The following is a 21168-nucleotide window of genomic DNA, read 5'->3' on the forward strand; positions in this document are numbered from 1 at the left end:
ATCGGAAGGTGAACTGCTGATGTTGGTCGTAAATAATCCCGTCGTTCTGCGTGAGCAGATCAGCCAATGGCGCCGTGAAGGGCGTGCCATCGCATTCGTGCCCACCATGGGCAACCTGCATCAGGGCCACCTGACGCTGGTGAAAGAGGCGCACAGCCACGCCGAGAAGGTGGTGGTCAGCATCTTCGTCAACCCGATGCAGTTCGACAAGGCCGAGGATCTTGCCAACTACCCGCGCACTCTGGAGCAGGATTGCGCTGCGCTGGAAGCGGCCGGTGTCGATATGGTATTCACCCCGACGCCGGAGATCATGTATCCGCAGGGGCTGGCCAGCCAGACCTTCGTCGAGGTGCCGGGTCTCTCCAATCTGCTGGAGGGGGCGCTGCGTCCGGGTCACTTCCGCGGGGTCAGCACCGTCGTCACCAAGCTGTTCAATCTGGTACAGCCGGATGTGGCCTGCTTTGGCCAGAAGGATTACCAGCAGTTGGCGCTTATTCGCAAGATGGTGGCCGACATGGCGATGCCCATAGAGATCGTCGGCGTACCCACCGTGCGGGCCGAAGACGGGCTGGCGCTCTCTTCCCGCAACGGCTACCTGACTGCCGCCGAGCGGGCCATTGCCCCCGAGCTGGCGCGCACCATGAACTGGATCGCCGAGCAGATCGAAGCGGGTGACCACCACCTGCCCTCCTTGGTGGCGCAGGCCAGCCAGCGCCTCGACAACGCCGGTTTTCGTACCGATGCCATCGACATCGTCGATGCCGCCACCCTCGAATCCGCCACTGACGAGAGCGCGCAGCTGGTGATCCTGATGGCTGCTTATCTCGGCAAGGCCCGCCTTATCGACAACCGCGTCGTCACCGTAAAGAAGTAATTCCCCCGATTGTCAGCGGACGCCTTCCCGGGCGTCCGCTGCTTTTTCACGCCTGCCATTTGGCGTTTTCCCCCGCGACCCTGCTCGCACCCGCTGTTTTCTCGCTCCACAATCGGCCCTGATGGCCGTTACAGGTGTTTATTTATGTTTACCTTGTTTGCTTCGTTGCTCTTCTGTCTGCTCTGTTTTGCCCTGACCCGGCTGCCCGCCACGGTGCCGCTGTCGCGCAAGGTGCTCGCCGGTCTGCTGCTGGGGGGGCTGTTTGGTCTCGGTCTGCAACTGGGCTGGGGCGCCGATGATGCCGGTGTCCAGCAGACCCTTGAGTGGGTCAATATCGTTGGCGGCGGCTATGTCAGCCTGCTCAAGGTGGTGATGATGCCGCTGGTGTTCACCTCCATCCTCTCCGCCATCAACAAGCTGGAGCAGGCCCAGTCCCTCGGCAAGATCAGCGCCGTGCTGATCGGCTCCATGCTGACCCTGGTGATGATCGCCGGTGTGGTAGGGATGAGCATTACCCACCTGAGCGGCCTTACCGCCACCGGGCTGTTGAGCCACGGCAGCGACGCGGCAGCCCTGCAACAGAGCATGAGCACCATCGACAGTGCCCAGACCCTACCGGCTCTGCTGCTCTCGCTGGTGCCCACCAACTTTGCTGCTGATATGGCGGGTAGTCGCGGCCTCTCGGTGATCGGGGTGGTGATCTTCACCGTGCTGGCCGGGGTTGCCCTGCTGCAGATGAAGGCGGAGCATCCAGAGGCCGGTGCTCGCGCCGCTGTGGCCATCGACACCCTGCAACTGTGGGTGATGAAGATGGTGCGGGTGGTGATAGCGCTCACCCCCTATGGCGTGATGGCGCTGATTGCCCGAGTGGTGGCCCACTATCCGCTGAGCGAGATCCTTAATCTGCTCGGCTTTATTCTGGTCTGCTATGTCGCCATTCTGGCGATGTTTGCGGTACACATGATGATCCTGCTGCTGATCGGTCAGAACCCGCTGCACTACCTGCGGGAAGTATGGGGCGTGCTCACTTTCGCTTTTATCTCCCGCAGCAGTGCCGCCTCCATTCCGCTCAGTATCGAGACCCAGCAGCGCCTTGGCGTGCCCGCCAGCATCGCCAATTTCGCCGCCTCATTCGGTGCCAATCTGGGTCAGAACGGCTGCGCCGGCATCTACCCGGCCATGATGGTGGCGATGATTGCCCCCATGCTCGGCATTAATCCGTTCGATCCGCTGTTCCTGCTGACTCTGCTGCCGGTGATTGCGCTGGGTTCCATCGGGGTGGCTGGCGTCGGCGGTGGCGGCACCTTCGCCGCGCTGATCGTGCTCTCCACTCTCAACTTCCCCATCGCGCTGGTGGGGGTGATGATCGCCATCGAGCCGCTGGTGGATATGGGCCGTACCGCTCTCAACGTCAACGGCTCCATCATGGCGGCGATGATCACCAAGCGCCTGCTGGGCAAACAGCAGCTGGCCGAGACGCAGGTGCTGGAGCAGCAGGCCGCCAGCTAACCCCGAGCGTTACCTAATATGAAAGAAGCCCGCAGTTGCGGGCTTCTTTCATATCGGCTGTGTTGCCTTGTGGGCAAACGCGGTTATTCGGCAGAGACGGGGTAACCGGCTCCTTTCCAGGCGAAGATGCCGCCCGGCACCCGATAGACCTGTTGATAGCCCTGAATCACCGCCCAGGCGGCAGCGTTGTGGCTGCGGCCGCACTTGACGAAGCCGCAGTAGATCACCACAGGGCGGGACTTGTCTTCACCCAGCAGCGCCTGGAACTGCTCCGGTGTACCGCTTCCCTCGACGATCTCGCTCCAGTTGTCGCCAGCTTTGGCCTCTTTCACAAAGACAAAGTTTTTGGCCCCCGGAATGTGCTCTTTCTTGTAGGAGTCCTCATAGGGCATGGTGTCGATGATCACCAGCTCCTCGCCCTTGTCCATCCGGGTTTTCAACTCGGCCACGGTCAGCAGCTGATAGCCCCCCTGCTGCGCCTCCTGTGCCAGCTGCACAGCCGATTGTTCCAGCTTCACCTCCTGCTCGAACTGGTTGTCGCCACAGCCCGCGAGGGCAAAGCTGGCGGCGATCAGCGAGGCCACCAGAGTGCGGGATCGCAATGTCATCATGTCACTACTCCTTTAGTACGGGAAAAACGGGAACGGGAAAAACGGGGCGGGAAGTTCGCAGCAGGGCGCCCGCAAGCGTCAGTAGCAGCAGATCCCGCACAATAGCTTCCGGCAACGAGCTGAGATCAGCCCTGCCAAGACAGCCGCAAGAGATGTCGAGCCCGATGGCAACGCCATAGCCCAACACCGGAATAAACAGGGTGAGCAACCCGATCACCAGCCACAATCCCCAGCGCCGGTTGGCGATGACTGCAAGCCCTGCGCAGAGCTCAAGGACAATCAGCCCCCAGGCGGCGAGTGGCAGCAACGGCGGCCAGAGCAGGCCAAAGGCGCCGATCTGCTCGATGAACAGGGCGGGGGAGGCCAGCTTGAACCCGGCGGAGGCGAGAAAGAATCCCCCCAGCGCCAGCCTGGCCAGCATGCGCAGATAAACAGCCATGGGATAGCTCTTTATCATCCATGACTCCGACTGCCAACCACAGGGCTTTGCTTTGCCATGGCTGGGCCATCGGCCTGGTAGCGGGCCAGCTCCTGATAGTCGCCGTCCGCTTCGCAGCGAAAGACGGCTGCGGTTTCGCCGCGCTGACACCAGTTCTGCCATTCATCTGGCGAGCAGTGGAGGCGAATGGCGAGGCCGCAGCCAGCGCTGAGCCGGCGCGGCACGTCGCAGACCCGAAACGACTGGCCGTGCAGCTCCAGCCGCTTGCGCAGCCTGACCGTACCGAGGGTGGAGTGGAACAGGTAGAGGAACTCTTCGTTCATGACTTGCCTCCCGCCATGGCGCGCGCGCCAAACAGCGCGGCCCCCAGCGCACCGGCAAATTGGGCGTCCGGGTGGGTGGCCACGTCGCAGCCCAACCCTTCGGCCAGATAGTGGCGGAAGGTGGCGCAGTGGCTGACGCCGCCGGTAAAGAGCACTGTCGGTCTGGTACCGAGGCGGCCGATAAAGTTGGCACTGCGCCGGGCCATTGATCGGACGATGCCGGCCAGGATCGACTCGGCCGGAATGCCCGCCGAGCGCAGGCTAATCGCCTCCGATTCGGCAAACACGGTACACATGCTGCTGATGTCGTGGGGCTCTGCGCCCTCCAACAGCTCGTCGAGCTGCTCGACCCGTGCCCCCAGAGTGCGGGTGATCACCTCGAGAAAGCGACCGGTACCGGCGGCGCACTTGTCGTTCATCAGAAAGTCGGTGAGATTGCCCTCGCTATCGAGCTGGATCACCTTGCTGTCCTGCCCGCCGATGTCGATGACGGTGTGTACCGACGGGCAGAGCAGGCGAGCCCCCAGCCCATGGCAGGAGATCTCGGTGACCCGGCGATCGGCGAACGACGCCAGATCGCGGCCATAGCCGGTCAGGGTCAGGTGGGGGCGCTCTGGCAAATCGGCCGAGAGCTCCTCCCAGCCTTGCTCGATGGCAGCCAGCGGACGAAAGGGGGTCGGCACCATAAAACGGCGGACGATACGCCCGCCATCCTTGTGGTCGAACAGGATCCCCTTGGTCGCGGTGGAGCCCGAGTCAATCCCGATGGAGAGTGACACGGCGCCTCCTCACAGCATTTCGATAAAGGCGGCCAGCCGGGTGGCCAGTTGTCCCTTGTCGGCGCTGGAGTAGTCGGTCTCGACCGCCATGTAGGGGATGCCGTGGCGTTCGCGCACATGGCGCTTGATGGCGAGCGACTCCACCGCATAGGTGTGGCAGGCCTGCAGGATCAGATCGATCACCCCGTCTGCCTGATACTCCTCCACCATCTGGCTCAGCAGATTCATGCGCTGGTGGTTGGGGGAGATGCAGGAGCAGCCGATGGCCAGATACTTGTCGGTTAAGGCATCGAAAGGGTCACCCTGTTCGCTGACGCACTGCTCGGTCGCCTTGGCGCCGGTGCAGTTCTCGTAACCCACCACCCAGCCACCGTGCTCCTCGATGAGGCGCACCACCTTGTCGGCCGCGCCGCCGATGGGACAGCCGGTGATGAGGATACGTGGGCGGGCATCGAGCCGCTTGCCCTCGGCATACTCGGTCTTGATGCGGCGGGTCATCTCCTGCAGCTCGCTGATGAGCTGCTCCTTGTCGAAGCGGAAGGTGGCGCCATAGACCACCTTGAGCAGGTCGGTGCCGCTCAGCGCCGGCGGGTTGAGCTGACCCAGCCGATAGAAGTCGGCCAGCGCGCGGCGCTCGCGGTTCTTCAGCACGATGGCGTCGCGCAGCGCCTGCTCGCTAATGGGTTGGCCGAACTGCTGCTCCAGCAACTCCTTGAAGCGGACGATTTCGCTGCGCCACAGGGTGCGGGAGGCTTCGTCATCGGCACGGTTGGGCAACTGCATCACGTGCACCGGTTTGAACTCGGCCATGTACTCGTACATCTTCTTCTTACCGTCGCAGGTGGTTTCCCCCACCACCAGATCGGAGAAGTAGAAGTAGGGGCACTTGTCGGTCTTGCCGAACCCGTAGCTGCTCTTGATCAGCGGGCAGAGGTTGCGGGGCAGATCTTTCTCGGCCTCCTCGATGGTCTCGTCGCTGGTGGAGCAGAGCGATACCACCACGGCGCCGGCGGCCATCGCCACCTCCTGCGGCATAAAGGTGCAGTAGGTGCCGACCAGGGGGATCTGTCGCTCCTTGAGTGCCATCACAGCCAGAAAGCCCTGCCGACGGGCATCAGAAAAACTATCGAAAATGGCTGGCAACTCGGTGATAAGTGACATAGGCGATCCTGCCCTGATGAGAGAAATGAAGAGACGGACGAGCCATCCGTGACGGCACATCCAACCGCGAGAATTATACCTTTGGGGGTAATTCGAAAGTTGCGGTGGATCACAAGGTGTCAGGTAAATCCTTAATAACAGGCAGGTTATTGAGAGGGGGGCTAGTTGGTTGAAGTGGCAGCATTTGGAGGGAGATAAAAAACGGGCACCGCGAGGTGCCCGTTTTGGTCATCAGTGGCGCAGGCCGGTGCCGCGCGAGATAAGCCACCATGCCAGACCGTAGAGAGCCACGATAAAGCCGATGATGATGAGGTAGGCGGTGCCGAGCGGCACGTCGGAGATCCCGAGGAAGCCGTAACGGAACGCGTTCACCATGTAGATGATGGGGTTCACCTGGGAGACGCCCTGCCAGAAGGGGGGTAGCAGGCTGATGGAGTAGAACACCCCGCCCAGATAGGTGAGCGGCGTCAGCACGAAGGTGGGGATGATGCTGATGTCGTCGAAGGTCTTGGCAAACACCGCGTTGATGAGGCCGCCCAGCGAGAAGAGGATCGCGGTGAGCAGCACGGTCACGCAGACGCTGAACAGGTGGTGGATCTGCAGCGGCACGAAGAAGAGCGACACTAGGGTGACAATGAGGCCGACGCAGAGGCCGCGCGCCACGCCACCGCCCACGTAGCCGGCGATGATGACGTAGTTGGGCACTGGTGCCACCAGCAGCTCCTCCACGTTGCGCTGGAACTTGGCGCTGAAGAAGGAGGAGGCGACGTTGGAGTAGGAGTTGGTGATCACCGACATCATGATGAGGCCGGGCACGATGAACTCCATGTAGGTGAAGCCGCCCATGTCACCGATGCGCGAACCGATCAGGTTGCCGAAGATGACGAAGTAGAGGCTCATGGTGATGGCGGGCGGCACCAGGGTCTGGATCCAGATCCGGGTAAAGCGACTCACCTCTTTGGCCAGGATGCTCTTGAAGGCGATGTAGTAAGTGGTCAGGTTCATGCTTTTCTCCCCTCTTCGACCAGGGTGACAAACAGCTCTTCCAGCCGGTTGGCCTTGTTGCGCATGCTCAGCACCTGCACCTGCTGGTTCGAGAGCTGCTCGAACAGGCTGTTGAGCGACTGGCTCTTGTCGAGATCAACTTCCAGGGTGCGCTCATCCGGCATGCGGCCGTTGAATTCGGGCACATTCGGCACGGCAGAACCAGGCGCCAGATCGAGCAGGAAGGTCTCGCGACCCAGCTTGCCCAGCAGGTTTTTCATGCTGGTGTTCTCGATCAGACGACCCTTGTCGATGATGCCGATGTTGCGGCACAGCATCTCGGCCTCTTCCAGATAGTGGGTGGTGAGGATGATGGTGACACCCTGCTCGTTGAGATCCTTGAGGAAGCTCCACATGGAGCGGCGGATCTCGATATCGACCCCGGCGGTCGGTTCATCGAGGATCAGCAGTTTGGGCTCGTGCATCAGGGCGCGGGCGATCATCAGACGGCGCTTCATGCCGCCGGAGAGGGTGCGGGCCGGCATGTCGCGCTTCTCCCACAGATCGAGCTGGCGCAGGTACTTTTCGGCGCGGATCTTGGCTTCCGCCTTGGGCACGCCGTAGAAACCGGCCTGATGGGTGACGATCTGGATCACCTTCTCGAACTGGCTGAAGTTGAACTCCTGCGGCACCAGTCCGAGCTGGGCCTTGGCCTGTTCCAGATCGCTGTCGATGTCGTAGCCAAACACCTTCACCTTGCCGGCGCTCTTGTTCACCAGCGAGCTGATGATGCCGATGGTGGTAGATTTGCCCGCGCCGTTCGGGCCGAGCAGGGCGAAGAAGTCCCCCTGCTTGACGGTAAGATCAATGCCTTTAAGAGCTTCAACGCCCCCCTGATAGGTCTTTTTCAGGCCGCTGATTTCCAGTGCGTTCATTGCAACCTCTGTGATGGTTGAATCCGGCTCGATACAGAAAAGGCGGCCAAGGCCGCCTGCACAAAGTAAAGGGCACAAGGCCACTTCACCCGTGATAGTCCTGAACCTGGCTTACTCCTGGGGTACCACTTTGCCGATGAAGGGCAGGTTGCGGTACTTCTGGGCGTAGTCGATGCCACAGCCGACCACGAATTCGTCCGGGATGGCGAAGCCGACCCAGTCGACCGGCACCTGCACTTCGCGGCGGGAGGGTTTGTCCAGCAGGGTGCAGATGGCCAGGGATTTCGGCTCGCGCAGGGAGAGGATCTCGCGCACCTTGTTGAGGGTGTAACCGGTATCGATGATGTCTTCCACGATCACCACATCCTTGCCCTTGATGTCGTCGTCCAGGTCTTTGAGGATGCGGACGTCACGGGTGCTGTGCATGCCGGAGCCGTAGCTGGAGGCGGTCATGAAGTCCAGGGTGATGGGCAGCTGGCACTGGCGGCAGAGGTCGGCCAGGAAGATGCAGGAACCGCGCAGCAGCGCAATCATTACGACTTCGTCAGAACCCTGATAGCGGGCGGTGATCTCTTCACCCAATTTGGCGATCCGGGCGGCGACTTCAGCCTCGGAGATCATCACCTCGACGGTGTGTTTCATCACTTACTCCCATAAGGCCAAAGGGGATTTGGCCGTTCATGAATATCAAAACCGATGATTCTACCACTCATGTTGAAGGGTGCTAGAGATACGTGGTGCTTTTATCAGCTTATTTTAATTGATAGAGTTAGCAGGCACTCAGGCATGATTAGTTAAAATACTATAAACACCATAATCAATAACTATTAGATGATAAAAACTATGGAACCACGCGCAGAAATAAGACGTCGTACCCGGCTGTCGCCGGAAGCTCGTCGCTCCCAATTGATGGAATGTGCCATCGAGGTGTTCTCCCGCCGCGGTATTGGTCGTGCTGGCCACGCCGAAATTGCCGAGCAGGCCAAGGTCTCTGTTGCCACTGTCTTCAACTATTTCAACACCCGCGAGGAGTTGGTAGATGAGGTATTGGCCGAGATCGAACGTTTCGTGAACCAGATGTTGTCGCAGGCATACAGTGGCAATGGTTCAATGTTCGACAAGATCAAGCGCCATGTGAGCTTGTCTGTCGATGCGGCCTACGACCAGCCCGATTACGCAGGTATCTGGCTGGAGTGGAGTTCCTCGGTTCGGGAAGAGGTATGGCCCCGCTATACCCGGCTGCTCGATCAGTGCCTTGAGCTGATCGCCAGCGAACTGCAAACCGCCATGGATGCAGGGGAGATCACCAGCGTGCTGTCGGCACAGGATCTGGCCCGCTCTTTGACCGGTTTTGGCTATGTGATGATGCAGATGATCAATCAACCCCAGCGCCCGGCGCGCGAAGAGGTGACTGATTTCCTGTTCAAGTACGTGACGGCACCTATTCAGGCTTGCTGATACGGCTTAACGAAAAAAGGCGCCCCTCATCAAGGGGCGCCTTTTTTTATCCGCTTTGTCTGGCCTGCTCAGCCGTGTCCATAGCCCCAGCGGTGGGTCAGCTCATGCTCGACACCCAGATGATCGAGGATGCGGGCGACCATAAAGTCCACCAGATCCGCAATGCTCTTTGGCTCATGGTAGAAGCCGGGCGCGGCGGGCATGATGGTCACCCCGAGCCGCGCCAGTTTCAGCATGTTCTCCAGATGGATCGCCGAGAAGGGGGTTTCGCGGGGCACCAGGATCAGCTGGCCACGCTCCTTGATCACCACGTCCGCCGCCCGTTCCAGCAGGTTGTCCGAGGTGCCGTTGGCAATGGCCGAGACGGTGCCCATGGAGCAGGGGCAGACCACCATCTGCTTGGGCGCGGCCGAACCGGAGGCGACCGGCGAGAACCACTCCTCCTTGCCGCAGGCCACGATCTGCCCATCGATGGCGCCATATTGGCGACAGAGATAAGCAGAGAGCTCTTTCGGCGAGCCGGGCCAATCCTGCTGCTGCTCGGTTTTGAGTACCACACGAGCCGCCGAGGAGGCGAGCAGATAGACCCGATAGTCCGCCTGCACCAGACACTGGAGCAGGCGCAGGGCGTAGGGGGCGCCGGAGGCGCCGGTCAGCGCCAGTGTGATCGCTTTGTTCATAGTTCGCCGTGGTAATCCTTGAGGCGGGCGATCAGCTTGTCATGAATGCCACCGAAGCCGCCGTTGCTCATGATCAGAATATGGTCGCCATCACGGCTCTCGGCCACCAGCCGGTTGATCAGGGTCTCCAGATCGTTGAACACCTTGGCCGGTCGGGTCATATGGGCAGTCACTTCGCCGAGATCCCAGCCGATGTTGGGAGGCTGGAAGAAGAATACCTCGTCAGCACCATCGAAGCAGCCGGCCAGCTCCTCCTTGTGTACCCCCAGTTTCATGGTGTTGGAGCGCGGCTCCAGCACTGCCAGGATACGGGCTTTGCCTACCTTGGCGCGCAGACCGCCAAGGGTGGTTTCGATGGCGGTGGGGTGGTGGGCGAAGTCGTCATAAACGCTGATGCCAGCTACCTCGCCCTTGAGCTCCATCCGCCGTTTGGGGGATTTGAACTGGCAGAGGGCTGCAATACCGTGCTCCACCATGACACCGGCGTGGCGGGCAGCCGCGATAGCCATCAGGCCATTGTTGACGTTGTGCTCGCCGATGCACTCCCAGTGCACCTCGCCCTGCTTTTCGCCATCCAGCCACACCTCGAAAGCGGAGCCGTCATCGGCCAGCTTGACCGCTTTCCACTTGGCGTCGTCCTGACCGACCAGCTCCACTTCGCTCCAGCAGCCCATCTTGCGTACGGCGGTGAGGTTGTCATCGGCTTGCGGGAACAGCACCCGGCCGTTGCTCGGCACGGTACGCATCAGGTGGTGGAACTGGCGCTGGATGGCGGCGAGATCCGGGAAGATATCGGCGTGGTCGAACTCCAGGTTGTTCATCACCAGGGTACGCGGGTGGTAGTGAACGAACTTGGAGCGCTTGTCGAAGAAGGCGCAGTCGTACTCGTCCGCTTCGATGACGAAGAAGGGGGCAGAGCCGAGACGGGCGGAGACCGGGAAGTTGCCCGGCACGCCGCCAATAAGGAAACCGGGCTCCAGTTTGGCGTACTCCAGCACCCAGGCCAGCATGCTGGCGGTGGTGGTCTTGCCGTGGGTGCCGGCAACGGCCAGTACCCAGCGATCCTGCAGCACATGCTCCAGCAGCCACTGGGGGCCGGAGATGTAGGGCAGATTGCGGTCCAGCACATATTCAACACAGGGGTTGCCGCGGCTCATGGCGTTGCCGATCACCACCAGATCCGGCGCCGGATCGAGTTGGGAGGGGTCATAGCCTTCGGTCAGTTCGATGCCCTGTTGCTCGAGCTGGGTACTCATGGGGGGATAGACGTTGGCATCCGAACCGGTCACCCGATAACCAAGCTGTTTTGCCAACACCGCCAGACCACCCATAAAGGTGCCGCAGATCCCGAGAATGTGAATATGCATACCGCTTCCTTTCGCAGTAAAGGGAAGTGGGCATTCTAGGGGGTGTTGCGGTGGTGGCACAAGCCGCACTCATGGTGAGAGGCCCACAGATGACGCACTGGAGGCAGAAATATTGTCGCTGTCGCGGTGTGCGAGGCTGGAGTGGGTTGTTGGGCTTTATTTGAGGCTTGATTTTGTGTCGCACTTTCTTACAATTCTTCGGTTTTGTGACGCACCCTGCAGTTTTACGATATCGCCCTTTTCAAACGGAGAGTCCCCATGGGCAAGTTCCTGCTTTGCTATCTGGTCGGTGGTCTGGTGGCCATCAGTTGGGCTGCGCTGCCCGCTCATGGTCCCTGGGATCAGTGGGACCTCGCGATTTTTCATACCGTCAATGTCTGGCTCGGGCAGTCTGCGCTGTGGGCCGATCTGGTGGCCATCACTAATAACCGGCTGTTCGATCTGGCAGTACTGACCTGTATGGGGTTGATCCTGGCCCGCTGTTTCTTTGCCCGGGATTTGGCGGGGCGTCGCCAACTGGTGGCGATGGGCATTGTCATGCTGCTGAGTGCACTGGTGATCAACCAGCTTGGTCACCGATTGCCGGTGGAGCGACCCAGCCCGACCCTGATGGTGGCCGATGCGCTGCGGGTGACCCAGCTAAGCGGTATTCCGACCAAGGACTCTTCCGGTGACAGCTTCCCCGGGGATCACGCCCTGTTCCTGATGATCTTCGCGGGTTACGCCTTACGTTATCTGCCACGTTGGGCGGGTCTCACCGCATTGTTGATGGTGCCGCTCTTTTCCGCACCACGCATGCTGGCGGGCGCTCACTGGTTTACCGATGTCTACGTCGGCGCACTGGGGCTGGCCACCCTCTGCCTGCCCTGGTTGCTGCTGACCCCCCTGGCGGATCGGCTGATTGGACGCATCGTTCCCTATCTCGCGCCATTACCACTATTACGTAGTCAGACTCACTGATTGAGTGCCACAAAATAAAACGCCCCGATATCAAGATATCGGGGCGTTTTATTATCAGTCCGCTAGAGATCAGCTTTGATAGCCGTTCGGATTCTGGCTTTGCCAGCGCCAGGTATCGATCATCATCCGCTCCAGACCGCGCTCTGCCTGCCAACCCAGCTCGGCACGGGCCTTGTGCGGCTCGGCCCAGCACTCGGCGATGTCGCCCGGGCGACGGGGTTTGATCTGGTAGGGAATGGTGCGACCGCTGGCCACTTCAAATGCCTTGATCATCTCCAGCACCGAGTACCCCTGACCTGTGCCCAGGTTATAGGTAAAGACGCCGGTATCAGACTCGATGCGTGCCAGCGCTTTGAGGTGACCGATGGCGAGATCCACCACGTGGATGTAATCGCGCACACCGGTACCATCCGGGGTCGGGTAGTCGTTGCCAAATACCCCCAGCTCCTTGAGCTTGCCGACACCCACCTGGCTGATATAGGGCAACAGGTTGTTGGGGATGCCGTTGGGATCTTCACCAATCAGGCCGCTCTCGTGGGCGCCTACCGGGTTGAAGTAACGCAGCAGTACGATGGCCCAGCGGGGATCGGATTTGGCGAGATCACGGAGGATCTCCTCCACCATCAGCTTGGAGCGACCATAGGGGTTGGTGGCGCTGGTGGGGAAATCTTCCCGCAGCGGTACCGAGGCGGGATCGCCATAGACGGTGGCCGAGGAGCTGAATACCAGCCGGAAAACCCCAGCCTTGGCCATCTCTTCGCACAGCACCAGAGTGCCGGTGATGTTGTTTTGGTAGTAGGTGAGCGGGATCTGGCTTGATTCACCGACCGCCTTGAGGCCGGCGAAATGGATCACCGACTCGATCTGGTGGGCGGCAAACAGTTGCTGCAGGCAGGCTCTGTCCAGCACATCCCCTTCGACGAAGATGACCGGCTTGCCGGTGATCCGTTCGACCCGCTTGAGTGACTCCGGTGAGGAGTTGGAGAGGTTGTCCAGCACCACCACCTGCTGCCCGGCGTTCAAGAGTTCAACCAGGGTATGGGAGCCGATATAGCCGGCGCCCCCTGTAACCAGAATTGTCATTTTTTATCCCGTCTTCGACTGAAACTGGGGCTGAGTCTACCTGCCCGACCCACTCGGGAAAAGCGCGAGATGCCAGGAACTCGCCTCAATAGTCGACGCTGACATCTCCACTGGCTGTGCAGGAGCAGGCCAGAGCCACCCCGCGTTCGAGATCCTGCGTGCTCAGGGTCATCACGCTCTGGCGCTCGATATCGCCTTCCGTGGTGCAGCGGCAGGCGCCGCATACCCCGGCGCGGCAGGCGGCCATTATGGTCTCACCCGCAGCTTCCAGCGCCGCCAGCAGGGTTTGGCCCGGCAGGATCTTCACCTTTTTGCCGCTCTTTTTCAGGGTTAGCCAGAAGTGGTCGCTGCTGGTTGCAACTGGCGCCGTATTCGATGTAACCGCAGGCAGACCGAACGACTCCTGGTGTAACTGCTCAGCCGGCAGTCCCAGCTCCGCCAGCATGGTGCTGACTGCTGTCATGTAAGGCGCAGGCCCGCACAGATAGACGTGGCGGCTCAAAAGATCCGGTACCAATTCCTTCAACATGCCCGCTGTGAGTCGGCCCACCCATGGGTGATCTGCAGGGGCCTCTTCCAGAATCAGGGCATGGCGTACACCGGCATGGGCCGCGGCCAGCGCAGCCAAGTCGTCTGCGAAGATCACATCCTCAGGCGAGCGGGCACTGTGAATAAAGCAGATGTCGGCATCCGGCCGCTTGGCCAGCTCGTCGCGCAGCATGGCCCACATGGGGGTGATGCCGGAACCGGCACTGAGCAGCAGTGGCCGCTCGCAGGGCAAGGCAGTCAGGTTGAAGTCGCCGAAGGGGCCATCCACCCGGATCTCGTCCCCCACTTGTAGGGTCTGGTGCAGATGGTGGGAGACCAGCCCCACATCCTTGATGGTGACCTGCCAGCAGGCATCCTGTGGGCTGGAGGAGAGGGTATAGGCGCGGCAGTGGGGCTTGCCGTCAATCTCGGTGTGCAGGGTGATGCACTGGCCTGCCAGCACGGGAGGGAGGCTGCCTGCAACCGGCACCAGCTGCCAGCTCACTACGTCGTGGGTGTTCTGTTGGCGGCCAATGCAGGTGAGCGTGATAGATGTCATCACAAGGCTCCTTATATTTGAAACGGTTTGAAAAACGTCTGATGAAAAAGCCGGATTCAGAAAAAAGGCGAGCCGGGGGGCTCGCCAAACGCTTACAACATGCTGGAATGTCAGGCTGCCATGATCTCGGCCAGATCCGCTTCGGCGGTGGTAGTGCCCTTGAGGCCAAACTGCTCCTCCAGCACTTTGAGCAGGGCTGGGGTGAGGAAGGCGGGGGCGGTCGGGCCGGTACGGATGTCCTTCACACCCAGCGCCAGCAGGGTGAGCAGGATGACAATGGCCTTCTGCTCGAACCAGGAGAGCACCAGCGTCAGCGGCAGATCGTTGACGCCGCACTCGAACGCCTCGGAGAGCGCCAGCGCGAGCTGGATGGCGGAGTAGGCATCGTTGCACTGACCCACATCCAGCAGACGTGGAATACCGCCGATGTCGCCAAAGTCGAGCTTGTTGAACTTGTATTTGCCGCAGCCCAGGGTGAGCAGCAGGCTGTCGCGTGGCGCCGCCTTGGCAAACTCGGTGAAGTAGGCGCGCTCGGCCTTGTCACCGTCACAGCCCCCCACCAGGAAGAAGTGGCTGATCTCTCCGGCTTTGACCTTCTCAATCACCGCAGGGGCGGCCTGCATCAAGGCGTTGCGAGCAAAGCCGATGGTGATGAAGTGCTCGAGCTCCGTGTGCTTGAAGCCCTCGAGCGCTTGCGCTTTGGCGATCACGGCGGAGAAATCATCCCCCTCCAGATGGGTTACCCCCGGCCAGCCGACGATGGAGCGGGTGAAGATGCGATCCGAGTAGTTGCCCACGTTCGGGTCGATGATGCAGTTGGAGGTCATCACCACGGCGCCCGGGAAGTTGGCAAACTCCTTCTGCTGGTTTTGCCAGGCGGAGCCGTAGTTGCCCACCAGATGGGGGTACTGCTTGAAGAAGGGGTAGGCCAGTGCGGGCAGCATCTCGCCGTGGGTGTAGACATGGATGCCGGTCCCCTTGGTCTGCTCCAGAATGAGCTTGAGATCCATCATGTCGTGGCCAGAGACCAGAATGCACTTGCCGGGGATGGGGGTGACTCTGACCTGGGTCGGCTCCGGATGGCCGAAGGCGCTGGTTTCACCGAGATCCAGCATCTCCATGATTTTGAAGTTGAGCTGACCGATCTCCATGGCGCAACTGAACAGCCGGCCCATTTCGCTCGGGTCTGTGCTGAGCCAGCTCATGATGCGGTGGAATTCGGCGGCCACCTCGTCACTCTGCTGAGCCAGCACCCGGGCGTGCTCCATATAGGCGGCGGCGCCCTTGAGGCCGTAAAGACAGAGCAGACGCAGCCCCATGATGTCCTCGTTCACCTCGCTCTTGCCCCGATTGGGGGCGGCTGGGGCAGCATGGGCAAGTTGTTCCAGCAGCTCGGCACCGGGCTCGAAATAAGCGGACTGTGGCAAATCGTTCACCTGCACCGCCATAGCGGTCAGACGATCGGCCAACTGCTGGCGATAAGCGATGGCCTGATTGACGTAGGCCACGATGCGATTCGAGTCGAAGTTGACGTTGGTGAGGGTGGCGAAGAAGGCCTTGGGCACGAAGGCATCGATCTCGCGGTCGATGATGCCCTGCTCGCGGGCGGCCAGCGCCCAGGCGCTGAGTCCCTGCAGGGTATAGATGAGCACATCTTGCAGATCCGAGGTTTCAGCCGTTTTGCCGCACATACCTTGTGCGTAGGCACAGCCGTTGCCAGCCGGGGTACGAATTGTCTGTTCACATTGCACACAAAACATCATGCCTCTCCTAATTGGACATTTCAGTTATTTGTTTTGTGGCGATTCTATTCCTACGGCTCAGAACTTAATAGGCATTCAATTTACCAATTCAGTTTTCATTGATGCAGATCAAAAACAAAAAAGCCGCCCAAACAGGGCGGCAAGCGGGTGGATAAAAGGAGAGACAACTCAGGTTTGCAACAGAACATAACAATCAGACGGATTGGGCCGTAGTCTGGTCAGGAGCTTTCGGCCCGGTACTTACTCAACCCAGCATACGTACGCTGTAGTCGGCTTGGTTCACTATCAGGCCAGATAAGCGCGCAGCATCCAGACCAGTTTTTCCTGCTGCTGCACATAGTCGGAGAGGATGGAGGCAGTGCCTTCATCACCGGCTTCGGCGGCCTGACCCAGAATACGGCGCTGGGCGACCAGCAGTTCGCGGAAGCTCTCCAGCAAGGATTCGACACAGGCGCGGCCATCGTGCAGCCCTTTTTGCTCCGGGATGGCAGAGACTTTCAGGTATTCACTGAAGCTGTGCATTGGCACGCCATCCAGGGTCAGGATCCGCTCGGCCAGCGCATCAACTTTCAACAGCAGGTCGTTGTAAATCTCTTCAAATTTCAGGTGCAGTTCGAAGAACTGGTTACCACGGATATTCCAGTGGAAGCCGCGCACGTTCATGTAGAGGATCTGGTAGCTGGCCAGCAATTTGTTCAACTCGGCTGCCAGGGCTTGTGATTGAGCAGTATCAAGACCAATCGGGCTTTTCATCATTCACCTCCAGATTTGGAAATCGGTTTTAAATTCTCTTTCGGAACGCAGTCAGAATAACGCCTTGCAAAATGCAGGGACAATTGCTTGTGCCTAACTGTTTGATAGCTAACGGCTATCAAACAGTACGCAGCAACGGGGGCAATGGATGAGGATTAGGGGAAGTATTTTTCCAGCAGCGCCATCAGGATGGCCTGACACTCGCGGTCCGGTTTGCTATCGACCTTGCTGGCGCGAAAGTGGAGTTGAAAGGCGCGCATGACGGCGCGGCTCTGCTCATCCCACTGGCCGGTCTGGGACAGGCCGTAGCCATAGCGGGCCAACTGCTGCTGCCACATGGCTGCATCCCAGTCGGGCAAGGGGCTGGCCAGCAACTCGGCCACCCGACCTTCATCTGGCCAGGCGCCGACTCCGTACGTCAGATAGAGCTGGCGCCAGGGGAAGTGGGGGCCGGGATCCTGCTTGCGCTCGGGGGCGACATCGCTGTGGCCCAGCACCTGGGTCGGTGGAATCTGGTAGCGGTCGACCAGCTCCCGACTGAGGGCGCCGACGGCGGCAATCTGCTGCGGGGTATAGGGTTGCCAGCGCCGCGCATCGGGGGCCAGCGGCTCATCTTCCGCTGGATAGCCGAGGTTGACGATCTCGATGCCAAGGGAGCTTGCATTGAGCCCGGCATATTGGTGCCAACGGCTGCGTCCCGCATGCCAGGCGCGCGCGTTGTCCGGCACCAGCTGATAGACGGTGAGCGGTGTTTCGTGGCTGTCGCGGGGGATCAGGTAGTGGGCGCTCACCTTGTGCTCCGGCTCGGTTAGCAGGCGCAGGGAGTTGGCATCGTCTTCGTCGGTGTAGTGGAGGATCAGAAAGGCGACCCGCTCGTTCTGGTTGGCGCTCTGATAGCGGGTAGAGAGCTGGTATTCGGACGGAGTACAACCACCCAGCAGCAGAACCAGTGGCAGAAAGAAGAGGGGAGGAAGACAGCGCCAGCGCCATCCCCCTGCCACAGTCAGTCTGCTGAGCGTGGGAGGAGTGAGTCGCTGGCACATGTCGAAGGCCCGGTCTGGTCAGTCGCGCGGCTGGTTAGCCGCGGTATTTGGCCGTGAGACCGATCAGGAAGTTGCGCAGGATCTGATCCCCGCAATCCTGATAGTGCTTGTGATCCTTGGAGCGGAACAGGGCACTGAGCTCGGACTTGGAGAGGTTGAAGTCGGCGAGTTTGAGGGTGCCGAGCATATCCTCTTCCTTGAAGTTGAGACCGATGCGCAGCTTGCGCAGGATCATGTTGTTGTTGATCCGGTTCGGGATCACCTGGGGCGGTGCATCTTCGCGCACGCCGCGGCGGGCGATGATGAAACCGTCGAGGAACTGGCTCAGAGCCGAGTCGGGACAGGCGACATAGCCTGCCTCTTGCTCTTCACCTTCCGCCGCCTCTTTCATCAACCAGCTGTGCAGCTGGGCGTGAGTGACCGTCAGGTTGCCCTTGGCAAACATCTCGACCATCTGGTCGTTGCTGATGGTGAGGGCGTAGCGCAGACGGCGCAGAATATCGTTGTTGGTCATGCTGACTCCTGTGTAAACGGCGCAACTTTACCATCTGGCGGCCCTCGCGTCAGAAAAAGCGGGGGCCGATACAGTTCAGGTCAAGCTCATCAAGCCTTGCCGAGATAGCGGGGCGCCTCCTGGCGCACCAGTTCCAGCGCATCTTGCAGCTCCAGCAACTCGGGTTCCAGCTCGCTGACCGGCACACCGTCACGTAGCTGTTGCTCCAGCTGGGAGAGCAGCCGTTGCAGCCCCGGCACCCCGGAATAGGCACAGCCGCCGTTGAGGCGATGGAGCTGGGCCAGCACTTCGCTATCTTCAATTTCGCCCGCCAGCGCGCTATCCAGCACAGGTTCCACTTCGTCGAAACTGGCCAGCAGCATGGTCAGCATCTCTCTGGCGAGATGCTCTTTCCCCGCCGCTTGCCGCACCGCCAGTGCCCAGTCGATCTGTTGGGCGCCATCATTCTGGTGGCGACGATGGGCAAAGTCGGTGATGAGCTGGGCCAGCATGCTCTCGTCGATGGGCTTGGCCAGATAGTCGTCCATCCCCTGCCGGATCAGCCGCTCCCGTTCTCCGGGGATGGCGTGGGCGGTCACCGCCACGATCGGGGTGGTGGTGTTGAGGGACTGGTTGCGGATCGCTTGGGTGGCACTGATGCCATCCATGATCGGCATCTGGATATCCATGAAGATGATGTCGAACGGCTGGCTCTGTGCCTGCTTGACCGCCTCCTTGCCGTTTTTGCACACCACCACCTGACTCACCATCTCCTTGAGCATGGCGGCGATCAGCTTGAGGTTGGCGGCGTTGTCATCCACCGCCAGCACCTTGATGGGCTGCAACTGGCGCGGCGCAGGCTGGGCGGGCAGCTTCTGGCGGCTCGATTCCGGCGAGAGCAGGGCGTGCAGCAGCTTGCGATGGTTGACCGGTTTGGAGAGACAGTGCTGGGCGCCATGGGCCAGCATAGCTTCATAGAGCGCCGGCTCGTGGCTGCTGAGCAGCACTATGGTGTTCTGCTGCTGGCCGTTCAGTCTGTCGAGACGGCCGATCACCTGCTGCGGCGTATGCAGGGTGCTGCTGCCAATGATCACCATCTCCTGCTCGCTCATCTCGGGCCAGGGATCATCGCTGGTCAGTGGGTGCACATCGAGGTGCCACTCCGCCAACAGGGCGAGCAGAGAGGCTTGTGCGAAGGGATCCGGTTCCAGCAGCCAGAGCCGTTTGCCACGGATCCGATCCAGCGGCAGTTGATCGGTCTGGGGCAGGGGGGAGACCTCCACATCCAGACTGAACGAGAAGATGGAGCCCTTGCCGAGCTCCGATTCAAAGCGGATCTGGCCGCCCATCTGCTGCACCAGCTTCTGGGTGATAACGAGGCCCAAACCCGTGCCGCCATAACGGCGGGAGATGGAGGAGTCGGCCTGATTGAAGGCCTGGAACAGCTGATGTTGCTGCTCCTGGGAGATTCCGATGCCGGTATCGCGGATCTGGACGTTGAGCCTCACCTTGTGGTTGCCACTGCCGGTCTGCTCGATATGGACATCCACGTTGCCCTGTTCGGTGAACTTGATGGCGTTGCCGGTGAGGTTGGTCAGCACCTGTTGAAGACGCATGGGGTCGCCGGTGAGGTAGTCCGGCACATCGGCATCCACCCGCAGGGAGAGCTCCAGTTGTTTGTCGTGGGCGCTGGGGCCGAGCAGGTGCATGGTCTCGTTGAGGGTATCGCGCAGGCTGAACGGGATATGTTCCAGCTGCAGCTTGCCCGCTTCCAGCTTAGAGAAGTCGAGGATGTCGTTGATGATGCCAAGCAGGTTGCGCGCCGACTTCTCGATGGTCTGCATGTAGTCGGTTTGGCTCGGGGTCAGGCTGGTTTTCAGCAACTGGCGGGTAAAGCCGATGACCCCGTTGAGCGGGGTACGCAATTCGTGGGACATGTTGGCCAGAAACTCCGACTTGACCCGCGCCGCCTCTTGTGCCCGTTTCTTGGCCATGTCGAGTTCGACGTTCTGGATCTCGATCTGCTCCAGCGTTTCGCGCAGGTCAGAGGTGGCCTGATCGATATTCTGCTGCATCTCTTCGTGATATTCGGAGAGCGCCTTGGCCATGGCGTTGATGCCGTTTTTCAGCATATCCAGCTCGCCGGTGAGTTGCCCGCTGACCCGGGTATCGAGCCGCCCCTCCCTGATCTTGTGCACCGCCTGCACCATGTTGGTGATGGGCTGGGTCACGCTCTTGACTAAGCGGAAACCAAACAGGGTACTGAAGGCGACCCCGATGAGCACCATGATCACCGCAAAGAAGGTGTCGCGGTATTGCAGCAACATGGCCCTGTCGGTCGCCATCTGCATCGAGATGTAGCCGATCATCGGCGGCTCTACATCGCTGGGCAGCGGGAAGCCATCGAGGCTGGTTTCAGCCTGGATCGGGGTGCGCAAAATGATGTCGTCCCCCTGAAACGTCACGCTGGTCAGATCCGGAATGGGCTCGCCATCGGGCAGCCTGAGCCGGGTGAAATCCCGGTGGTAGTTCGAGGTGACGAACAGCTGGTTGTCCTGGGTGAAAACCGCGATGGATTTGATGAAGGGGGAGTTCTTGCGGTGGGTCAGGCCAATCAGACGCTTGAGGGATTCGCGACTGTGCTGGGTCATCCCGTATTCACTGGCGATCGCCAGCGGTTCGATGATGTTGATCCCCTGATCAATGAGGTTGTTTTCCAGCTGCTGGTAGCGGTGGAAGGTGAAGTAACCGGCCATCAGGCCACCGATGATCAGGGTCGGCAGGATGGTGAAGGCGAGAACGCGTGCTCTCAGGCCATATTTGGTCATACGAACAGGCCACCAGTGAACAGGGTTGGCGATAGGGT

21 protein-coding genes are annotated in these 21168 nt (G+C 60.5%); 4 read left to right on the top strand and 17 right to left on the bottom strand.

Features of this window, described 5'->3' with window-relative positions; genetic code table 11:
* The first annotated feature begins 19 nt into the window (after positions 1 to 19).
* Both panC and G5367_RS15980 read left to right on the top strand, forming a co-directional pair.
* Positions 20 to 874: a pantoate--beta-alanine ligase gene (gene panC / locus G5367_RS15975; RefSeq protein ID WP_019445357.1), complete on the top strand. Its 855-nt coding sequence runs from the start codon at positions 20 to 22 to the stop codon at positions 872 to 874.
* Positions 875 to 1018: 144 nt separating this feature from the next.
* Positions 1019 to 2383: a cation:dicarboxylate symporter family transporter gene (locus G5367_RS15980; RefSeq protein ID WP_421294653.1), complete on the top strand. Its 1365-nt coding sequence runs from the start codon at positions 1019 to 1021 to the stop codon at positions 2381 to 2383.
* Positions 2384 to 2466: 83 nt separating this feature from the next.
* On the opposite strand, the gene G5367_RS15985 is transcribed toward G5367_RS15980, so the two are convergent.
* From G5367_RS15985 to hpt, 8 genes are all read right to left on the bottom strand, one after another.
* Complete coding sequence (locus G5367_RS15985) at positions 2467 to 2994, bottom strand: rhodanese-like domain-containing protein (protein ID WP_421244562.1); 528 nt, start codon at positions 2992 to 2994, stop codon at positions 2467 to 2469.
* Positions 2995 to 2998: 4 nt separating this feature from the next.
* Positions 2999 to 3433 carry a MauE/DoxX family redox-associated membrane protein gene (locus G5367_RS15990; protein ID WP_421212646.1) on the bottom strand — a complete coding sequence of 145 codons (435 nt, stop codon included), beginning with the start codon at positions 3431 to 3433 and terminating at the stop codon, positions 2999 to 3001.
* Between the two features lie 14 nt (positions 3434 to 3447).
* On the bottom strand, positions 3448 to 3756 hold the full coding sequence (locus tag G5367_RS15995) for a DUF3343 domain-containing protein (protein WP_421244561.1): 309 nt from the start codon (positions 3754 to 3756) through the stop codon (positions 3448 to 3450).
* The gene (locus G5367_RS16000; RefSeq protein ID WP_421244560.1) at positions 3753 to 4535 is read right to left on the bottom strand and encodes an acyl-CoA dehydratase activase; all 783 of its coding nucleotides are present in this window, start codon (positions 4533 to 4535) and stop codon (positions 3753 to 3755) included. The genes G5367_RS15995 and G5367_RS16000 overlap by 4 nt, the downstream gene beginning before the upstream one ends.
* A gap of 9 nt (positions 4536 to 4544) precedes the next feature.
* Positions 4545 to 5696, bottom strand: coding sequence for a double-cubane-cluster-containing anaerobic reductase (locus G5367_RS16005; RefSeq protein ID WP_421244559.1), 1152 nt, complete (start codon positions 5694 to 5696; stop codon positions 4545 to 4547).
* A gap of 231 nt (positions 5697 to 5927) precedes the next feature.
* Entirely contained in the window at positions 5928 to 6701 is a 774-nt protein-coding gene (locus tag G5367_RS16010) for an ABC transporter permease (protein ID WP_033113075.1), read from the bottom strand.
* Positions 6698 to 7615 (bottom strand): ABC transporter ATP-binding protein, encoded by a 918-nt coding sequence (locus G5367_RS16015; protein ID WP_236348494.1) that lies wholly within the window; start codon positions 7613 to 7615, stop codon positions 6698 to 6700. Before G5367_RS16015 ends, G5367_RS16010 begins: the two co-directional genes overlap by 4 nt.
* A gap of 111 nt (positions 7616 to 7726) precedes the next feature.
* The gene (hpt, locus tag G5367_RS16020; protein ID WP_139428617.1) at positions 7727 to 8257 is read right to left on the bottom strand and encodes a hypoxanthine phosphoribosyltransferase; all 531 of its coding nucleotides are present in this window, start codon (positions 8255 to 8257) and stop codon (positions 7727 to 7729) included.
* A gap of 201 nt (positions 8258 to 8458) precedes the next feature.
* On the opposite strand from hpt, the gene G5367_RS16025 reads away from it, so the two are divergent.
* The gene (locus tag G5367_RS16025; protein ID WP_216979454.1) at positions 8459 to 9073 is read left to right on the top strand and encodes a TetR/AcrR family transcriptional regulator; all 615 of its coding nucleotides are present in this window, start codon (positions 8459 to 8461) and stop codon (positions 9071 to 9073) included.
* A gap of 68 nt (positions 9074 to 9141) precedes the next feature.
* On the opposite strand, the gene G5367_RS16030 is transcribed toward G5367_RS16025, so the two are convergent.
* Complete coding sequence (locus tag G5367_RS16030) at positions 9142 to 9753, bottom strand: flavin prenyltransferase UbiX (protein WP_216979453.1); 612 nt, start codon at positions 9751 to 9753, stop codon at positions 9142 to 9144.
* On the bottom strand, positions 9750 to 11120 hold the full coding sequence (gene mpl, locus G5367_RS16035; protein WP_005335612.1) for a UDP-N-acetylmuramate:L-alanyl-gamma-D-glutamyl-meso-diaminopimelate ligase: 1371 nt from the start codon (positions 11118 to 11120) through the stop codon (positions 9750 to 9752). Before mpl ends, G5367_RS16030 begins: the two co-directional genes overlap by 4 nt.
* Before the next feature lie 258 nt (positions 11121 to 11378).
* Between mpl and G5367_RS16040 the strand changes: the two genes are divergently transcribed.
* Positions 11379 to 12080, top strand: coding sequence for a phosphatase PAP2 family protein (locus tag G5367_RS16040; protein ID WP_421244558.1), 702 nt, complete (start codon positions 11379 to 11381; stop codon positions 12078 to 12080).
* A gap of 69 nt (positions 12081 to 12149) precedes the next feature.
* Here the strand turns inward: G5367_RS16040 and galE are convergent, their stop codons facing one another.
* The 7 genes from galE to barA form a co-directional block, all read right to left on the bottom strand.
* Positions 12150 to 13163: a UDP-glucose 4-epimerase GalE gene (gene galE / locus G5367_RS16045; RefSeq protein ID WP_421244557.1), complete on the bottom strand. Its 1014-nt coding sequence runs from the start codon at positions 13161 to 13163 to the stop codon at positions 12150 to 12152.
* Positions 13164 to 13248: 85 nt separating this feature from the next.
* Positions 13249 to 14250, bottom strand: coding sequence for an FAD-binding oxidoreductase (locus tag G5367_RS16050; protein WP_421244556.1), 1002 nt, complete (start codon positions 14248 to 14250; stop codon positions 13249 to 13251).
* Positions 14251 to 14360: 110 nt separating this feature from the next.
* Positions 14361 to 16010 (bottom strand): hydroxylamine reductase, encoded by a 1650-nt coding sequence (gene hcp / locus G5367_RS16055; RefSeq protein ID WP_421244584.1) that lies wholly within the window; start codon positions 16008 to 16010, stop codon positions 14361 to 14363.
* A 288-nt stretch (positions 16011 to 16298) separates the two neighbouring features.
* Positions 16299 to 16766, bottom strand: coding sequence for a Dps family protein (locus tag G5367_RS16060; protein WP_159164776.1), 468 nt, complete (start codon positions 16764 to 16766; stop codon positions 16299 to 16301).
* Positions 16767 to 16921: 155 nt separating this feature from the next.
* The gene (locus G5367_RS16065) at positions 16922 to 17809 is read right to left on the bottom strand and encodes an N-acetylmuramoyl-L-alanine amidase (protein WP_421294660.1); all 888 of its coding nucleotides are present in this window, start codon (positions 17807 to 17809) and stop codon (positions 16922 to 16924) included.
* Positions 17810 to 17843: 34 nt separating this feature from the next.
* A complete protein-coding gene (locus tag G5367_RS16070; RefSeq protein ID WP_005343323.1) occupies positions 17844 to 18323 on the bottom strand; it encodes a DUF1456 family protein in 480 nt (159 codons plus the stop codon).
* A gap of 89 nt (positions 18324 to 18412) precedes the next feature.
* Positions 18413 to 21130 (bottom strand): two-component sensor histidine kinase BarA, encoded by a 2718-nt coding sequence (gene barA, locus G5367_RS16075; protein ID WP_309507721.1) that lies wholly within the window; start codon positions 21128 to 21130, stop codon positions 18413 to 18415.
* Positions 21131 to 21168: the final 38 nt, after the last annotated feature.

The sequence above is a fragment of the Aeromonas sp. 604282 genome (assembly GCF_049170575.1).
Lineage (GTDB): Bacteria > Pseudomonadota > Gammaproteobacteria > Enterobacterales > Aeromonadaceae > Aeromonas > Aeromonas veronii_A.